We start from the raw sequence: 16,465 nt of genomic DNA on the forward strand, positions 1-16,465 counted from the left end.
TCGTCGACGTGGCCAAGCGCTTCGGCATCCAGTTCCGCGCGTCCTGCCAGCCCAGGTTGGGCGCGACCCGCACGACCCCGCCGGCCGCCACCAGCCCCGGCACCGCCAGCGCCGCGCCCGCCAGGACCAGGCCATCCGCCGAGGCGCGCCGCCGGGCAGAAGTGGCGAGCCGGGCGAGGGCCGGAAGCGACTGATCACCGTGCTCCACCAGCCGGTGCCGGACCGTCCCCGTGAGGTCGACCACGCACGCCGCCCGGTAGTCGACGTTGATCTCCAGCCCCAGCCCGCAGGGTCCGTCGGGCGAGAGCCGCAGCCCCGCCGCGGGCCGTCCGGCGCCGCTGCGCGGGGCGGGCTCGACCTCGGTGAGCAGCGATCCGGCGATGAGGTCTTCGACCAGCGTGGAAACTGTGGCCCGAGTGAGGCCGGTGGCGGTGGCGATCGCCGCCCGGGACGGCGGATCTGCGCTGTTCGCCACGGTGCGCAGCACCAGCGCGAGATTATGAGCCCGCACCCCCGACTGCCGGACGGGACTCAACGATGCGGGCACGCTCTTGACAGTGCCACACGCCGGCCAAATAATTCAACCACTAAACAAATCCGCCTTGTTTCCTGGAGGTAACCGTGTCGGTCCAGCCCACCCGCGACGACAAGTTCTCCTTCGGCCTCTGGACCGTGGGATGGACCGCGCGCGACCCGTTCGGCGAGGCCACCCGCGCCCCGCTCGACCCGGTCGAGGCCGTGCACAAGCTGTCCGAGCTGGGTGCCTACGGCATCACGTTCCACGACGACGACCTCGTGCCCTTCGGCTCGGACGCCGCCACCCGCGACGGGATCATCGCCGGCTTCAAGAAGGCCCTCGACGAGACCGGCATGGTCGTCCCGATGGTCACCACCAACCTGTTCACCCACCCGGTGTTCAAGGACGGCGGCTTCACCAGCAACGACCGCTCGGTCCGCCGCTACGCGCTGCGCAAGGTCCTGCGCAACATGGACCTCGCCGCCGAGCTGGGCGCCAAGACGCTCGTGCTGTGGGGCGGCCGCGAGGGCGCGGAGTACGACGTCGCCAAGGACGTCCACGCCGCCCTCGACCGCTACCGCGAGGGCCTCGACCTGCTCGCGCAGTACTCCGAGGACAAGGGCTACGGCCTGCGCTTCGCCATCGAGCCCAAGCCCAACGAGCCCCGCGGCGACATCCTGCTGCCGACCGCCGGCCACGCCATCGCGTTCGTGCAGGACCTCGAGCGCCCCGAGCTGTTCGGCATCAACCCCGAGGTCGGCCACGAGCAGATGTCGAACCTCAACTTCGCCCAGGGCATCGCCCAGGCGCTGTGGCACGGCAAGCTCTTCCACATCGACCTGAACGGGCAGCACGGCCCGAAGTTCGACCAGGACCTCGTCTTCGGCCACGCCGACCTGCTCAACGCGTTCGCGCTGGTCGACCTGCTGGAGCACGGCTCGCCCACGGGCGGCCCGGCCTACGACGGCCCGCGCCACTTCGACTACAAGCCCTCCCGCACCGAGAACTACGACGGCGTCTGGGAGTCGGCGAAGGCCAACATGCGCATGTACCTGCTGCTCAAGGAGCGTGCCGAGGCCTTCCGCGCCGACCCCGAGGTGCAGGCGGCGCTCGAGGAGTCCAAGGTCCTCGAGCTCGGCAAGCCGACCCTCAACGAGGGCGAGACCTACGACGACCTGCTGCAGGACAAGAGCGCCTTCGAGGAGTTCGACGTCGACGCGGCCGGCGAGCAGGGCTACCACTTCGTCAAGCTGCACCAGCTCGCCATCGACCACGTGCTGGGTGCATGACCTCGCTCCGCTCGGCGGGCGCTGCGCCCCCCTTGAGTCGATGTCGGGGTCACCGGTTTCCGGCCGGGGGAAGAGCGCCCCGTCCGGAAACCGGCGCCCCCGACATCGACGGGCGCAGCGCAGGGGTTGAACTATTGAGGGGTCCACGGAAATGACGTTGGTTGCTGGGATCGACAGTTCTACGCAGTCGTGCAAGGTCGTCATCCGGGATGCCGAGACCGGGAAGCTGGTCCGGCAGGGGCGGGCGGGTCATCCGGAGGGCACCGAGGTGCACCCGCACGCCTGGTGGGACGCGTTGCAGCGGGCCATCGAGGAGGCGGGCGGGCTCGACGACGTCGCCGCCGCCTCGGTGGCCGGGCAGCAGCACGGCATGGTCGTGCTGGACGAGGACGGCGAGGTGGTCCGCCCGGCGCTGCTGTGGAACGACACGCGCAGCGCCGGCGCGGCGGCCGACCTCATCGACGACCTCGGCGGCGGGGACAAGGGCCGCCGGGCCTGGGTGGACGCGGTCGGCATCACGCCGGTCGCCAGCTTCACCCTGACCAAGCTGCGCTGGCTCGCCCGGAACGAGCCGGAGAACGCCGCCCGGGTCGCCTCGGTGTGCCTGCCGCACGACTGGCTCACCTGGAAGCTCGGCGGCAAGCAGCAGCTCTTCACCGACCGCAGCGACGCCAGCGGCACGCTCTACTGGTCCGCCAAGACCAACGAGTACCGTCACGACCTGCTCGAGCTCGGCTTCGGCCGGCGCATCGCGGTGCCCGAGGTGCTCGGCCCGACCGGCATCGCGGGCCACCTGCCCAACGGCGCGCCGCTCGGCCCGGGCGCGGGGGACAACGCGGCCGCGGGACTCGGCGCCGGCGCGCTGCCGGGAGACGTGGTCATCTCCATCGGTACGTCCGGCACGGTCTTCGTCTCGTCGGACGTCTCGCCCGAGGACCCGAGCGGGGCGGTCTCCGGATTCGCCGACTGCACCGGCCGGTTCCTGCCCATCGTGGTCACGCTCAACGCGGCGCGCGTGCTCGACGCCGCCACGAAGCTGCTGAACGTGAGTCACGAGGAGCTGTCCCGGCTGGCGCTGACCGCTCCCGCCGGGGCCGACGGGCTGGTGCTCGTGCCGTACCTGGAAGGCGAACGCACCCCGAACCGGCCCAACGCCACCGGTGCCGTGCATGGGCTGACCCTGCAGACGTCCGATCCGGCGCACCTCGCCCGGGCGGCCGTCGAGGGCATGCTCTGCGCGCTCGCCGACGGGCTGGACGCGCTGGTGACGCATGGCGCCACCGCGAACCGCATCGTGCTCGTCGGCGGCGGCGCGCGCAGCGAGGCCGTACGGAAGATCGCTCCCGCGCTCTTCGGTCTGCCGGTCCTGGTCCCGCCGCCCGGCGAGTACGTCGCCGACGGCGCGGCCAAGCAGGCCGCCTGGGTCACTCTGGGCGGCGAGGCGCCACCTCAGTGGTCCGCGGAGACCCCCGAGGTGTACGAAGCCCCGCCCGTCCCGCTGATCCGCGAGCAGTACGCACACGCCCGTGACAGGGTCGTCGACCGCCCGGACCGCTAACCTCGTCCGGGTGAACAGGGGAGGGACGGCCCACCGGGCGTACAGCGTCGTGGTGTTCGTCGTGCTGGCGTCGCTCGACAATGTCGCCATCGGGCTCGTCCCGCCCCTGTACGGCAGCATCGGCGCCGATCTGGGCGTCGGCGAGGGGCACATCGCGCTCGCGACCACCGTGATGTTCCTGATCAGTGCCGTGGCGGCGGTCGGCTGGGCGTACGCGGGCGACCGCACCAACCGCAAGCCCGTCCTCCTCGCCGGCACGGTGATCTGGGTCGTCGGCACGGCCTGGTCGGGCCTGTCCGGCAGCTACGTGTCGTTCCTGCTGTCCCAGGTCGTGGCCGCCGTGGGGCTGGGCGGCGTGGCCAGCGTCAGCTTCTCCGTGGTCAGCGATCTGATCTCGCCCCGGCGCCGCGGGCTGGTCATGAGCTTCTGGGGCCTGTCGCAGGGCGTCGGCACGCTCGCCGGCACCCTGCTGGGCGGCCTGCTCGGCGCGGGGGACTGGCGGCGCCCCTTTCTCACGGTGGCGGCCGCCGGCGTCGTCGCGGGTGCGGCCTACCTGCTCACGTACGACGTCCCGCGCGGCGACAGCGAGCCCGAGCTGGCCGACGTCGAGTACGACGAGCGCATCCACTCCGGCGACCTGCCCAAGATCCTGGCGCGGCGCACGAACGTCTGGCTGATTTTGCAGGGCTTCTCCGCCCAGGTCGCCTTCGGTTCGCTGGTCTGGCTGCCGGTGCTGTTCCGGGCCCGCGCCGAGGACCAGGGCTACTCGACGGCGACCGCGGTCGTGGTCGGCAGCGTCTTCGCCACGCTCTTCCAGCTCGGCGGCGCCTTCTCGATCCTGGGCGGCCTGGCCGGCGACCGGCTGCAGAAGCGCACCCCGCGCGGCCGCGCCCTGGTCGCGGCGATCGGCATGCTGGCGGCCGTGCCGCTCTACGTCGTCCTCTACTTCGTGCCGATGCGCATCGACGTGCCGGACGGCGGCAGCACCGGCGCGATCATCGGCGCGGTCCTGACCAACGTGGTGACCGAGCCGACCGTGGGGCTGAGCCTGCTCGTCGCGGTGGTGGCCCTGGCCCTGACCTCGGCGAACTCGCCCAACTGGTTCGCGATGATCGCCGACGTCAACCCGCCCGAGCACCGCGGCACCGTCTACAGCCTCGGCAACCTGCTCAACGGCGCGGGCCGGGCCGGCGGCAACGCCCTGGTCGGGGTGGCCTTCCGGGGCCTGTCGCAGGCCTTCCCGCCGCCGCTGAACTACGCGGTCGGGCTGGCCGCCTTCCAGCTCTTCTTCGTGCCGACCGGGATCATGTACTGGCTGGCCAGCCGCACGGTGGCCAGGGACATGGAGAACACCCACGAGGCCCTGGCCACCTATGCCGGCGAGCACGACCCCGTCGCTACGCCCGAACCCAGACCGTGACGTCCTGCGGCACGCGGCCGTCCTCGTCCAGCGGCTCGCTGCTGACCAGCACCTCGGCGCCCGCGGGCAACGCCGCCGGCGAGGCGCCGTAGTTCGTCCACACGAGCACCGGCCCGTTGCGGAAGGCCAGCACCTCGTCGCCGCCGTCGACCCAGGTCAGGGCGCCGAGGCCGAGGCCGTGCTCCTTGCGCAGGCGCAGGGCGGACCGGTACAGCTCGTACGTCGAGCCGGGGACGTCGCGCTGGCGGTCGAGGGCGTACTCGGCCCAGGTCGCCGGCTGCGGCAGCCAGCTCGCGTCGGTGGGCCCGAAGCCGTACGAGGGGGCGTCGGCCTCCCACGGGATCGGCACCCGGCAGCCGTCGCGCCCGCGCTCGGTGTGCCCGGAGCGCTCCCAGGTCGGGTCCTCGCGCACGTCGTCGGCCATCGTGGTGTGCTCGGGCAGGCCCAGCTCCTCGCCCTGGTAGACGTAGGCGGAGCCGGGCAGGCCGAACATCTGCAGCGTGGCCGCGCGGGCCCGGCGCAGGCCGAGCGGCGCGTCGGGCTGCGGCTCGTCGGCGCCGATGCCGTTGCGGTGGTCCTTGCCGTCGGAGAAGCCGAAGCGGCTCGCGTGCCGCATCACGTCGTGGTTCGACAGCACCCACGTCGTCGGCGCGCCCACCTTGGCGTTGGCGGTCGAGGTGCGGTCGATGACCGCGCGCAGGGCGTCCCGCTCCCAGTTGGTGACCAGGTACTCGAAGTTGAACGCCTGGTGCATCTCGTCCGGGCGGACATAGCGCGCGAGCTGGTCGGCCGGCTGCACCCAGGCCTCCGCGACGAGGATCCGATCCCCCTCGTACGCGTTCAGCACCGCACGCCACTGGCGGTAGATCTCGTGTACGCCCTCCTGGTCCCACATCGGCGGCGGGGTGCCGTCGTCGGGGGTGAGCCCGCCCAGCACCGCGTCCTCCCCGGTCCCGTAGTCGGCCAGCTGCGCGTCCTTGACCAGCCCGTGCGCCACGTCGACCCGGAAGCCGTCGACGCCCCGGTCCAGCCAGAAGCGCAGGATGCTCTCGAACTCGGCGCGCACCTCGGGGTTGTCCCAGTTGAGGTCGGGCTGCGAGACGTCGAAGAGGTGCAGGTACCACTGGCCGTCGGCGAGCCGCTCCCAGGCCGGGCCGCCGAAGACGCTGCGCCAGTTGTTCGGCGGCTCGCTGCCGTCCGGGCCCCGGCCGTCGCGGAAGATGTAGCGCTCCCGCTCGGGGCTGCCCGGCGCGGCGGCCAGCGCGGCGCGGAACCACTCGTGCTCGCTGGAGGTGTGGTTGGGCACGAGGTCGACGAGGACCCGCAAGCCCAGGCTCTTCGCCTCGGCGATCATCTTGTCGGCGTCGCCCAGGTCGCCGAAGCGCGGGTCGACCGTCCGGTAGTCGGCCACGTCGTAGCCGGCGTCATGCTGCGGCGAGGAGTAGAACGGCGACAGCCACACCGCGTCGACGCCGAGATCGCGCAGGTCGGTCAGGCGCGCGGTGATGCCCGGCAGGTCGCCCATGCCGTCGCCGTTGCTGTCGGCGAAGGAGCGCGGATAGATCTGGTAGATGACGGCGTTGCGCCACCACTCACTCGGTGTGCCCATGCCTCCATGCTAGGGCTGTACCGGTCAAGAAAGTCAACCGTCCAAGATCGCGGCGAATCTTTCCTCCGCCAGGTCGAGCTGATCGAGGATGTGATCCTTCGCGGTCACCGACAGCGGGGTGTCCGGACGGCCGACCAGCTCACGCAGCTTCGGCACGAGCGGCCTGTACTTGATAGCCGAGCTGTGCGCCTTGTCGAAGGTCGTGTGGATGACGCCGACGCCGTTGTCCGTGAAGTCGCTCACCTTGATGACGCGGGCCCACGGGTCGCGCTCGAGGCTCTCCGCCACGTGCTCGCGGTACTGCTCGTGGCGGTCGCGCTCCGGGTCGTACTCGGGATTGGTCACCGACCGGACCAGCTCGGCCACCCGCGGCCCGAACCGGCGGGCCAGCTCGGCGACGGCCGCCTCGGTCAGCACGTCGTGACCCAGGCCCTCGGGCAGCCCGGCCAGCTCGGCGGGGTGGTCCTCGACGGCGTCGTGCAGCAGCGCCGCGGCGAGCACGTCGGGGTCGCGTACCCCGTAATAGCGCATGATCCGGATCGCGACCCGCAGCAGGTGGTTGAGGTAGGGCTCGCGGACCCGGCGGTCGCCGGCGTGCAGCTTCGACGCCAGCGCGAGGGCGTCCTCGAGCCGGGCGCGGTCGGCGGCGGGCAGGTCGGCGAGCTCCAGCGCGAAGCGGTCCCGCAACCCCGCCTCGCCGTAGACCTCGGTGATCGCGTGCAGCGGCATGGACAGCAACATCCGTGAGGCCATGCCGAAAGATATACCGGACTTCTCCGCTTCCGTGACCCCTGACATGGCTCACTCATCGGCCGCGGCGGCGGGAAGTTCAGGATTGTCCGGCTTGCACTTGCTCGTCGGTGACGACGGGACGCGGCGGGACCGGGCGGGGGGAGGGGCGGCTGCCGGGCGTACGCCGCATGGCGCTCATCGAAGCCTGCTTCAGCGACCAGTGCTGGTTGTGCGGCTCGGCGTGCACGCCCCGGCGCGGGATGGCGGCGCCGTCGGTGAACTCCTCCTCGGTCATCGCCTGCAGACCGCTCAGCGCGACCCCGAGGATCGTGGCGGCGCTGATCAGCGTGATGGGCACGATCATCAGCAGCGGCCGGATGCCCTGGGCCTGCTGGTCGGGCGCGTCGCTCAGCTCCACGGTCATGGCCGCCATGCCGGTGTAGTGCATGCCGCACACGGCGAGTCCCATGATGGCGGCGGCGCCGAGCATGGCCAGCGGGCTCTGGACGGAGACCGTGAACCACAGGGCCGCCGTGGCGGCCACTACGGCGATGACGCCGGAGGCGATCACGAGCGCCGGGCGGTAGTGGATCGTGCCCGACACGGACAGCCCGGCCATGCCGGTGTAGTGCATCGCGAGCACGCCCGCCCCGGTCAGCGCCCCGGCGATCGCCACCCGGGTCATGCTCCGCCGGCCGTGCCCGACGGCCATCAGTCCGATGCCGACCGTCACGATCGAGAGACCGAGACTGATCATCATGAGCACCGGGTTGTAGCGCACCGGGCTGGCCGGCACCTCGAAGCCCAGCATGGCCGTGAAGTGCATCAGCCAGATGGCGGCGCCGCCGATCGAGAAGGCGGCGATGATGAGCCAGCGGGTGCGCCGGCCCCGGGTGCGGGCACCGCGAGCACGGCCGGTGCTCAGCAGGCCGAGGAAGGAGCCGAGGACCGCGACCAGATAGGCCGCTATCGGGTTGAAGGCTCCGTAGGTGAAGTGATGGACCTCGGCCACTGCCGGCACCTCGCGAACGTCGGGGGGATCGGTTCGCTGTGGATTAGGTCATGAGTCCGATCTAGGACATCGCACGTCGTGTGCGGCCGGGCAAAAAACAACCGGGACCACCGTCGTGCGGCGGTCCCGGTTGGGGGTCGGTCCGACCGGTGTCACTGCCAGGGAAGGGTGGCGCCCGTGCCGATGGTCCCGACCGGCAGGCGGCGCCTGGTGCGCGCGGCGTCGTTGCCGGTGCGCGATCTCTCCCTGGTGACGCCGGTCATCCGCCGGCGCCGTTGCCGGACGTGCGGGCCGGCGGTCAGTGCCGGGGGGAGAAGCGGTTAATTGAAGATGCTGACGCCACCGGGGCCGACGAGGAGGCCGACAACGATCAGCACGATGCCCCAGAGGAGCTGACGCCGGAACAGCGCGAGGATGCCGGCGACCACGAGGATGACTGCGAGGATCCAGAGTACGAATTCCATGGTCGCTCTGATACCCGACGCCCTCGAATCGAAAACCTGTGATCTACCCGTCACTGACCTGGTGTTCTCCACAGGGGACACACAGATGGGAGCCCTCCCAGCAGGAGTTCGCCGAGCGCGTCGATGCCCGGCGCGGCGCGCGGCTGGTCGCCCTCCCACGGCCAGGGCCTGTGTCGCTGTCGGCCCCCACCGCGACACAGGCGCCGAAGGCCCCGGCCGGGTGGCCGGGGCCTTCGGGGCAGCGGGGGATCAGGCCGGCACGAGCTCCGCGTCCGCCTGGTCCGACAGCAGCTGATAGACGTTGTAGGCCTGCTTGATGACCGGGTGCGCCACGTTGCGCACCGGCACCCCGCCGGGCGTCCGGCCGCGCTCGGTGCCGTGGTGCGCGTGGCCGTGCAGCGCCAGCGCCGTCGGGGCCGAGTCGATTGCCTGCCCGAGCAGATAGGAACCCAGGAACGGGTAGATCTCGAGCGGCTCGCCCACCAGGGTCTCCGGCACGGGGGAGTAGTGGGTGAGCGCCACGAGCGCGTCGCATTCCAGCCCGCGCAGGGCCGCGCCCAGCCGCTCGGCGACGGCCTCGGTCGTCCCCACGAAGTCCTTCATCTCCCGCTCGCCGAACTTGCTGGCGCACGCCCCGGCGAACCCGCCGCCGAAGCCCTTGACGCCGGCGACGCCCAGCCGGTGGCCGTGGAGCTCGAGCACGGTGCCCTCGCCCTCGAGCACGGTCATGCCCGAGTCGGTGAGGACCCGCGAGACCTCCGCCTGCTGGTCGCTCTGGTGGTCGTGATTGCCCAGGACCACCACCACGGGTACGCCGAGCCCGCCGAACTCCCGCGCCATGCACTTCGCCTCGTCGACCGTGCCGTGGCGGGTCAGGTCGCCGGCGACGAGCAGCACGTCGGCCACGTCGGGCAGCTGTTCCAGGGCGGGCCGGTAGCGGCCCAGCACGTCCTCGTCCACGTGGACGTCGCCCACGGCGGCGATCCGGATCATGAGATCTCCTCCACCTCGCTGGGCGCCGCGGCGCGGACGATGCCGATGTCGCAGGCGATCTCGACGTCCGGGAAGGAGTCGGTGATCTGCCGGCAGATCTCGTCCCGGCGCTGGGCGCTCTCCACCTCGCCGCCCAGCACGAGCAGGTGCTCGCGGCGCTGCACGGTGATGCCCTGCTCGGCCACGGCGCCGCTCTCGGTGAGCAGGCGCTGGATCTGGGCCTCCACGTACTCGTCGAGCTGTTGTGCCATGTCATCCCCCCACGGGCGCGGGCGCGTTGCCGGGCTCCGGCACCACGTCGAGCCGGTCGAGCAGCATCAGGAAGGCTTCGGCGTACGGCGACTTGGCGGTCTCGCGCCGCACGCGCTCCCAGTCGATCTGCTCGCGCAGCGACCGCGCGACCGGCAGCCCGGTGGCGAAGTTGCAGTAGTGCTGGCTGTAGCTGAGCAGCTTGTGGATCATCAGCTGGGTCGCCGACAGCACCGGCATCTTGATGGCCTCGACCGAGAGCATCTCGGCCTCGCGCAGCGTCTCGTCGGTCACCGGGGATTCGACCGGGCGGTAGATGAGGTCCACCATCCGGCCCTCCTCGAAGACCTTGACGAGCCAGTCCTCCGGCGGCTGCTCCACCTCGAAGCCGACCGCCGCGAGCTCCTGGAGCGCCCGCTCCTTGTCCTGTTCGCGGATGACGAAGTCGACGTCGTGGTCGCTGGAGTGCCCGCCGTGCGCGTACACCGCGAAGCTGCCGCCCAGCGCGAACGGGACCTCCGCCTGCTTGAGCGTGGAAGCGACCCGTTTGAGGGTGTTCACCAGGCCCTCGTCCACCCGGAGCGGCATGGCACTCTCCCTGAAGTCGGTGTGATGTCCGTTTCTCGACGCAACCCCTACCCCGCGCGCTCACGTTCGTAACGCGGGCGATGTCCGGCTGCTTTCCCATTTTGTACGGGTATGGGGCTCCCGCAGGCCAGAACGCATCGTGACACCCCGCGCTACCGTCGGTGGGTATGGTTCCCCGCCCGGTCCACGCCCCTTCGCCCGCCGCCCGTCGAGGTCCGCGCACGATTGCCCTGGTGGGGATCGACGGCTCGGGCAAGACCACCCAGGCGCACCTGCTCGCCGACGAGCTGGCCGCGCGGGGACTGCCCGCCCGTTACCGCCGCAATGCCGGCGGCCGCCACTGGTTCGGCAAGCTGGCTCTGGTGTTCGGGCGAGCCGACGCGGAGGCCCTGCTCGGCCGGCGCGGGATGCTCCTCGTCGAGTCGGTGCTGCGGTGGCTGGCGATCCTGCGCACGTTGCTGCGCCGTGCGGTGACCCGGGAGATCACGGTCATGGACCGCTACGCCGTCTGCCAGTACGCGAGCATTCGTGCCCGGGGCGGTCGATCCGAGCGGGCGGCCCGGCTCGCGTACCGGGTCTTTCCCCGGCCCGACGTCACGTTCCTGCTGGCTGTCGACCCGGCCAACGCCTACGAGCGGATTGAGCGCCGGGGGTACGACCACGAGGAGATGAGCTATCTCCGGGCGGCCGACGCCGCGTACCGGTCCCTGCCGGAGTACCCGGCCTTCGTGATCATCGACGCGAACGGCACGCCCGATCAGGTGCGGGCCGCGCTCCTGGAGCACCTGCCCGCACCCTTTCCGTCCCGCTCCGTCATGTCCGTCCTCGTGGCGCACGCCCGGGCGGTGCTGGTGGCCGTCGCCTCGCTCGCGGCCGCCGCGACCGTGGTGACGTACCAGCTGGTGGACGGCTTCTAGGCCCGGCCGTAGACAGGGATGCTCGCGCCGCTGGTAGGTGCGGAGTCGTCGCCGGCCAGGAAGGCGATGACCCGCGCGATCTCCTCCGGGGTCACCCAGCGGCCGTGGTCGGCGTCCGGCTGATCCGCGCGGTTCGCCGGGGTGTCGATGACGCTGGGCAACACGGTGTTCGCCCGGACACCGTGCTTCTTGTACTCGACGGCGACCGCCCCGGCGAGGGCCGTGACCGCCGCCTTGGCCGTGGCATAGCCCGCCGCGCCGGGGAAGGGTGAGACGGACGCCCGCGAAGAGGTGAACACGATCGAGCCGCCGCCCGCCGCGACGAGGTGGGGGAGCGCCGCGGCCGTCACCAGGTAGGTGGGGCGCAGGTTGAGGCGCAGGATCGCCTCGAAGTCGTCGATCGGCGTCTCGTGCACCGGGCCGCCCATCGCGAACCCGCCGACCAGGTTGATCACGGCCGGAGCGGTGCCCCGGGCTCGCCGGCGGCCACCTCGACGGCCGCCTCCACCTCCTCCGGGACGGTCAGGTCCGCTGCGACACTGGTCACACCCTCCGGGAAATCGGCGTCCTTGCGTGCCGGGGCGACCACCCGCCAGCCGGCCTCGTGCAGGGTCCGCACCACGGCTCCGCCGAGCCCCCCTGTCCCACCCGTCACGAGGACGGTCCGCTTTTTGACCATGAAGGTCACCGTAGTGTCTCGGCGGGGGCGTTCAGGGCTGTGTTTTCCGTCACTCTCGGTGCCGTCGCCGGGGTGCCCGCGAGGTCAGCGTGCGGGGGTGTGTCGTCCCAGCGTGTGTCACCCTTCCGGGCTAGTGAACTGCGCCGTGATCTGCCGGATCGTGGCGGGTGGCCCGTTCAGGCCGGAGCCCCGGAATGTTTTCGCATCGGTGTTTGGTTCAAGCACGGCGGGAACCTGACGATGCACCAACCTGAACCTGGACGGCTCCGCAGCCGTACTTGGTGGGTGACGAGCATCGCACCGAACTCCGTGATGCCCGTCGCTGCGACGAATGAGGGGCCGATGGTGTCATTGAGTGGGCGAGGGGTAAGCGGTTGTCAGCGGCAATCCACGCCCGAGACGGCTCCGAATGCCTCAGGGAGCAGCATCCCCAGGCGAAGCCGCATCTCAGACATCGTCCACTCGGCTCTCAGGTGACGCTCAGGCGCCCGTGACACTTTCGATCCAGCAGCCGGAATCAGCGCGGGGCATCACTTGTTGTGTAGGTGTCAGCACCGCAATGCACGAACTGCGGACGTTACGGGAGAGGGCTGATGGACGCAGGTATTGCCCGTAACAGGGTTAGTGAAGGCAATGAGGGGACCGTGGGCAACGTGGAGAAGAACACCGTGATGCGTACCGATCAGGTTGCCGAGGAGCGCGACCTCGTCGGAGTCTACCTGCACGAGATCTCCCGGACGCCGCTTCTGGACGCGGCGAGGGAGGTCGAGCTCTCGAAGGCGATCGAGGCGGGCCTCTACGCCGAGCACCTGCTCGACACCGGCGAGGAGCGCCGGGGCGTGAGCCGCGAGGAGCTGGAGCGTCTGGTCGCCGACGGCCAGAAGTCGAAGGACCTGTTCATCCGGGCCAACCTGCGCCTGGTCGTCTCCATCGCCCGCCGTTACGTGCGCTCCGGCATGCCGATGCTGGACCTCATCCAGGAGGGCAACACCGGCCTGGTCCGCGCCGTCGAGAAGTTCGACTACGAGCGCGGCTACAAGTTCTCGACCTACGCGACGTGGTGGGTCCGCCAGGCCATCAGCCGGGCGATCGCCCAGCAGGAGCGCACCGTGCGCCTCCCCGTGCACCTGGTCGAGGACGTCAACCGCATGCGCAACGTCACCCGCCAGCTCGTCCGCGAGCTCGGCGCCGACCCGGAGCCCGAGCAGATCGCCGCGGCCCTGGGCGTGACCGTCGAGCGCGTCAACGAGCTCACCCGCTGGGCCCAGGACACCGTGTCCCTGGACACCCCGGTCGGCGACGACGGCGACACCAACCTCGGCGACCTGGTCGCCGACAGCGACGCCCCGTCGCCCGAGGAGATCGTCCTCACCGCCCTGGAGCGCCAGCGCATCGAGGGCCTGCTCAACCACCTCGACGACCGGTCGGCCGGCATCATGCGCGCCCGCTACGGGCTCGAGGACGGCCGTGAGCACTCGCTCACCGAGGTGGCGTCGCGCTTCTCGCTCTCCCGCGAGCGCATCCGCCAGCTCGAGATCCAGGCGCTCGGCCGGCTCCGCGAGCTCGCCCGGGCCGAGGGCCTCCAGGCGGCCTGACCGGCGCCGCTCCACCCGCACATCCCCCAGCCGAACGAGGCCGGTGTCCCCCGACGGGCACCGGCCTTCTTGCTGCCTGCATCCCGCATCCGCATCCCGGGTCCGGTTCCGGTTCCGGGTCCGGGTCAGGGCTTCGCGGCTGCGGGCTCTTAGGCTTTTGCGACTCGGGCTTGGGACTCGGGCTTGGGCTTGGGCTTTGGGTTTTGGGCTTTTGGGCGCAACCACTTACGCACGTCGCCCGGTGGGGGTGCGCGTTCTGGACGCGTCAGCGGCCAGCGCAGCCGCGCCGGGCCCTCGGCGTGAGCGACGGTCTGTACGCACCACCCCGCTGCGACATCCATCTTTTGATCGTGAATGAAAAAGGCCGGCACCCGCTCACCGCGGGGCCGGCCTCTTCCGTGCGTGACTCAGGACACGCGGCCGTAGCCGTTGGGCGTCATGATGTCGATCGTGCGCTTCTTGACCGGCTGACCCGGCCGGGAGGCGTCGATGATCTGGCCGCCTCCGACATAGATGCCGACGTGCGCGTTGCTGCGATAGAAGACCAGGTCACCCGCCTGGAGCTGGGATCGGCTGATTCTCGTGGTCGCGCTGTACTGTGCCGCCGCGTTGTGCGGCAGCGAGACGCCGGCGGCGGCCCACGCGCCCGAGGTCAGGCCCGAGCAGTCCCAGGAGTTGGGGCCGGAGGCGCCGAAGACGTAGCTGTCGCCGATCTGCTTGTACGCGAAGGCGACGGCCTCACCGGCGGCACCCGAGATGTTCGGGATGTCGCCCGTGTACTTCTCGCCCTCTTCCTCCGCCTTGCCGTAGGCGGCGGTGCGCATGGCGTACAGCTTGTCGAGGTCGCCCTCGATCTTCTTCTTGCGGTCGCCCAGCTCCTTGACCTGCGCGGCCTGCTTGTCCTGGGTGACCTTGAGCGCGGCCTGGCGGTCGGTGACGTCCTTGGTGGCCGCCGCGTACGTGTCGATGTCCTGCTGCTGGCTGCGCTGCAGCTGCTCGAGCAGGCTCATGCGCTCGATCAGGTCGTCACTGTCGCCGAGCACGACGTTCATCGTGCCGACCTTGCCGGTCTTGTACGCATTGGAGGCGATGGAACTCATCTGCTTGGCGGCAGCGTCCATCTTGGCCTTGGCGGGACCCATCGACTCGGCGAGCTTCTTCTCGTCGGCCTTGGTCTTGGCCAGGGCGATGCGCATCTTGTTGTACGACTCAACGACGTCCTCAAGCTGGTCGGACGCCTTGTCGATCTTCTTGGTCAGCTCCTCCGTCGACGGCTCGGCGTGCGCGGCCGGGGCGAAGGAGCCGGTGATGGCGACCGCGAGGGCGGTGACCACCAGGGTGCGTAGCCTCATCCGGGGGCGTGGCAACGGTGCATGGCCTCTCTTCCACTGCGCCGCCTACCGGGTTAGCTGACGGATTCGGGCGGAAGAAGGCCCTACCGCTGACGCGGATTCACCCCGGTGCTGCCTCGGTTGGTTCCCCGGTTCGTCACCCGGCGTATCCGCTTCGATCCCGGGCGCTGAGAGTGACGATTCGGCGGCGTTGGCCGGCGCCACCTTCTCCGGCGTGGCTGGGGACCGGACCAACCGCATCAACTTATCGGCGATCACAATTTTGACAAGGGGCCGAAAGGGATCTGGGCGGATTATCACATTTATGCGAATGATCCCGATAACGGAATGCTGTTCGCTGATTCCGCAGCGTCACTTTCTTTATAGGCCTAATCGCGGGCGCCTGCCACCGCCGGGGCGGCCCACTTGTGCGTGACTGTCCGTTCGGCCCAGAACGAGAAGAACGGAATCGTGCCGGCGAGCATCACGAGCAGCATCCGGCCCAGCGGCCACCCCGCCCGGCGGCTCAGGTCGAAGGCCGCGACGAGGTAGACCATGTAGAGGAAGCCGTGGATCGGGCCGACCGCGGCGACGACCGTGTCGTTGTCGCCGAGGTACTTGAGCGGCATGCCCACCAGGACGAGCACGATGAGGATCACGCCGACGATCCAGGCGATGATCCGGTAACGGGTGAGGGCTCCCTGCACGGTCTGTGTCCTTACTGCTTGGTGCCGGTGGGGGGTCGGCCGGGATAGTCGCCCGGCCGCGCTCCGGGGTGGGCGTTCAGCCACGCCAGATAGTCGTTGTAGGCGGCGAGCTCCGGGTCGTCGTCGGCCACGGCGGGCTTCGCGGCCTGGACGCGCACCGGCCGGCCCAGCGTCACGGGAGCGTCGGCGTCCCGCTCGGACTCGACGGCGGGCTCCTCGGAAGCCTCCCCGGCGGCCGGCGGCTTGCCGGCCCGCAGCTCCTGCTGGACCTCGCGGAACCACAGGAAGACCACGAACAGGGCGAAGACCGGCCACTCGAACGTATAGCCCCAGCTCAGCGTGTTGCCGTCGGAGGCGCGGGTGAACTGCCACCAGCCCAGCCCGAGGAAGCCGGCCACGAGGGCGACCGCGACCACGTGACGCGCGATCCACGCCGGGGTCCACAGCCCTTTCATGTCGTCGAGGGTACCGGCGCGGGTTTGACGCCTGACCGCGCGGGCAAGCGTTCTGGGCAGGCGCCCGATTCGTACCGGGCCTTGGCAGAAGGGAGCGACCATGCGTGACGACGCTGACGGTGCTGTCGGCACCGAGACCGGCATCGACCCGGCCGGCCTGGCAGACGAGGACCTGATCCGCGAGCTCGGCAGCCTGCACCGGACCCGGCTGGACACCCTGCGGCACGCCCCCGAGGCCGCGCTCTCCACCCACCTGCGCCGCACTGCGGAGCTGGAGACGGAGTACCTGGCCCGGCACCCCGGCCGCGAGGTCGACCCGCACCGGCTGACCCAGCACGTCTGAGAGGTGT

At 70.8% G+C, this 16,465-nt stretch carries 16 protein-coding genes, 2 pseudogenes and 1 riboswitch; of the genes and pseudogenes, 6 read left to right on the forward strand and 12 right to left on the reverse strand.

From position 1 onward, the window contains the following. Nucleotides 1–547, reverse strand: a pseudogene (locus RBH18_RS25905) (sugar kinase); the annotation flags it as partial. A 74-nt stretch (nucleotides 548–621) separates the two neighbouring features. Here RBH18_RS25905 and xylA point away from each other — a divergent pair. From xylA to RBH18_RS25920, 3 genes are all read left to right on the forward strand, one after another. Next, entirely contained in the window at nucleotides 622–1,806 is a 1,185-nt protein-coding gene (xylA, locus tag RBH18_RS25910; RefSeq protein WP_306212259.1) for a xylose isomerase, read from the forward strand. 151 nt (nucleotides 1,807–1,957) lie between these two features. Next, nucleotides 1,958–3,364: a xylulokinase gene (gene xylB, locus RBH18_RS25915; protein ID WP_306212261.1), complete on the forward strand. Its 1,407-nt coding sequence runs from the start codon at nucleotides 1,958–1,960 to the stop codon at nucleotides 3,362–3,364. Continuing rightward, nucleotides 3,333–4,784, forward strand: a complete 1,452-nt coding sequence (locus RBH18_RS25920) for an MFS transporter (protein ID WP_372338986.1) — start codon at nucleotides 3,333–3,335, stop codon at nucleotides 4,782–4,784. The genes xylB and RBH18_RS25920 overlap by 32 nt, the downstream gene beginning before the upstream one ends. On the opposite strand, the gene RBH18_RS25925 is transcribed toward RBH18_RS25920, so the two are convergent. The 7 genes from RBH18_RS25925 to RBH18_RS25955 all read right to left on the reverse strand — a co-directional run bounded on the left by RBH18_RS25925 (nucleotide 4,762) and on the right by RBH18_RS25955 (nucleotide 10,431). Then, on the reverse strand, nucleotides 4,762–6,393 hold the full coding sequence (locus tag RBH18_RS25925) for a glycoside hydrolase family 13 protein (protein WP_306212266.1): 1,632 nt from the start codon (nucleotides 6,391–6,393) through the stop codon (nucleotides 4,762–4,764). The genes RBH18_RS25920 and RBH18_RS25925 overlap by 23 nt on opposite strands. Nucleotides 6,394–6,426: 33 nt before the next feature. Then, the gene (locus RBH18_RS25930; RefSeq protein ID WP_306212267.1) at nucleotides 6,427–7,146 is read right to left on the reverse strand and encodes an HD domain-containing protein; all 720 of its coding nucleotides are present in this window, start codon (nucleotides 7,144–7,146) and stop codon (nucleotides 6,427–6,429) included. Nucleotides 7,147–7,222: 76 nt separating this feature from the next. Beyond that, entirely contained in the window at nucleotides 7,223–8,137 is a 915-nt protein-coding gene (locus RBH18_RS25935) for an MHYT domain-containing protein (protein WP_306212269.1), read from the reverse strand. Nucleotides 8,138–8,457: 320 nt separating this feature from the next. Beyond that, on the reverse strand, nucleotides 8,458–8,601 hold the full coding sequence (locus RBH18_RS25940) for a GPGG-motif small membrane protein (RefSeq protein ID WP_306212271.1): 144 nt from the start codon (nucleotides 8,599–8,601) through the stop codon (nucleotides 8,458–8,460). A 249-nt stretch (nucleotides 8,602–8,850) separates the two neighbouring features. Continuing rightward, nucleotides 8,851–9,594, reverse strand: a complete 744-nt coding sequence (locus RBH18_RS25945; RefSeq protein WP_306212273.1) for a metallophosphoesterase family protein — start codon at nucleotides 9,592–9,594, stop codon at nucleotides 8,851–8,853. Continuing rightward, nucleotides 9,591–9,845 carry a hypothetical protein gene (locus RBH18_RS25950; RefSeq protein WP_306212276.1) on the reverse strand — a complete coding sequence of 85 codons (255 nt, stop codon included), beginning with the start codon at nucleotides 9,843–9,845 and terminating at the stop codon, nucleotides 9,591–9,593. Before RBH18_RS25950 ends, RBH18_RS25945 begins: the two co-directional genes overlap by 4 nt. Before the next feature lies 1 nt (nucleotide 9,846). Next, nucleotides 9,847–10,431: a nucleotidyltransferase gene (locus tag RBH18_RS25955; RefSeq protein WP_306212278.1), complete on the reverse strand. Its 585-nt coding sequence runs from the start codon at nucleotides 10,429–10,431 to the stop codon at nucleotides 9,847–9,849. Between the two features lie 167 nt (nucleotides 10,432–10,598). Here RBH18_RS25955 and RBH18_RS25960 point away from each other — a divergent pair, with 167 nt between their 5' ends. After that, the gene (locus tag RBH18_RS25960) at nucleotides 10,599–11,348 is read left to right on the forward strand and encodes a dTMP kinase (RefSeq protein WP_306212280.1); all 750 of its coding nucleotides are present in this window, start codon (nucleotides 10,599–10,601) and stop codon (nucleotides 11,346–11,348) included. Here RBH18_RS25960 and RBH18_RS25965 read toward each other — a convergent pair. Next, nucleotides 11,345–12,027 (reverse strand): annotated as a pseudogene (locus RBH18_RS25965) (SDR family NAD(P)-dependent oxidoreductase). The gene RBH18_RS25960 and the pseudogene RBH18_RS25965 overlap by 4 nt on opposite strands. Before the next feature lie 593 nt (nucleotides 12,028–12,620). Between RBH18_RS25965 and RBH18_RS25970 the strand changes: the two are divergent. Continuing rightward, nucleotides 12,621–13,622, forward strand: a complete 1,002-nt coding sequence (locus RBH18_RS25970) for a sigma-70 family RNA polymerase sigma factor (protein ID WP_306212282.1) — start codon at nucleotides 12,621–12,623, stop codon at nucleotides 13,620–13,622. 407 nt (nucleotides 13,623–14,029) lie between these two features. Here RBH18_RS25970 and RBH18_RS25975 read toward each other — a convergent pair whose 3' ends face one another. From RBH18_RS25975 to RBH18_RS25985, 3 genes are all read right to left on the reverse strand, one after another. After that, complete coding sequence (locus tag RBH18_RS25975) at nucleotides 14,030–14,974, reverse strand: C40 family peptidase (protein ID WP_306212284.1); 945 nt, start codon at nucleotides 14,972–14,974, stop codon at nucleotides 14,030–14,032. A 27-nt stretch (nucleotides 14,975–15,001) separates the two neighbouring features. Further along, a riboswitch (cyclic di-AMP (ydaO/yuaA leader) is annotated at nucleotides 15,002–15,130 on the reverse strand. A 212-nt stretch (nucleotides 15,131–15,342) separates the two neighbouring features. Beyond that, nucleotides 15,343–15,660 carry a DUF3817 domain-containing protein gene (locus tag RBH18_RS25980; RefSeq protein ID WP_306212286.1) on the reverse strand — a complete coding sequence of 106 codons (318 nt, stop codon included), beginning with the start codon at nucleotides 15,658–15,660 and terminating at the stop codon, nucleotides 15,343–15,345. A gap of 11 nt (nucleotides 15,661–15,671) precedes the next feature. After that, nucleotides 15,672–16,115, reverse strand: a complete 444-nt coding sequence (locus RBH18_RS25985) for a hypothetical protein (RefSeq protein WP_306212287.1) — start codon at nucleotides 16,113–16,115, stop codon at nucleotides 15,672–15,674. Nucleotides 16,116–16,215: 100 nt separating this feature from the next. Between RBH18_RS25985 and RBH18_RS25990 the strand changes: the two genes are divergently transcribed. Then, the gene (locus RBH18_RS25990) at nucleotides 16,216–16,458 is read left to right on the forward strand and encodes a DUF6158 family protein (RefSeq protein WP_306212289.1); all 243 of its coding nucleotides are present in this window, start codon (nucleotides 16,216–16,218) and stop codon (nucleotides 16,456–16,458) included. The last annotated feature ends 7 nt before the right edge of the window (nucleotides 16,459–16,465 follow it).

The organism is Actinoplanes oryzae (assembly GCF_030757795.1).
Taxonomy (GTDB): Bacteria; Actinomycetota; Actinomycetes; order Mycobacteriales; family Micromonosporaceae; genus Actinoplanes.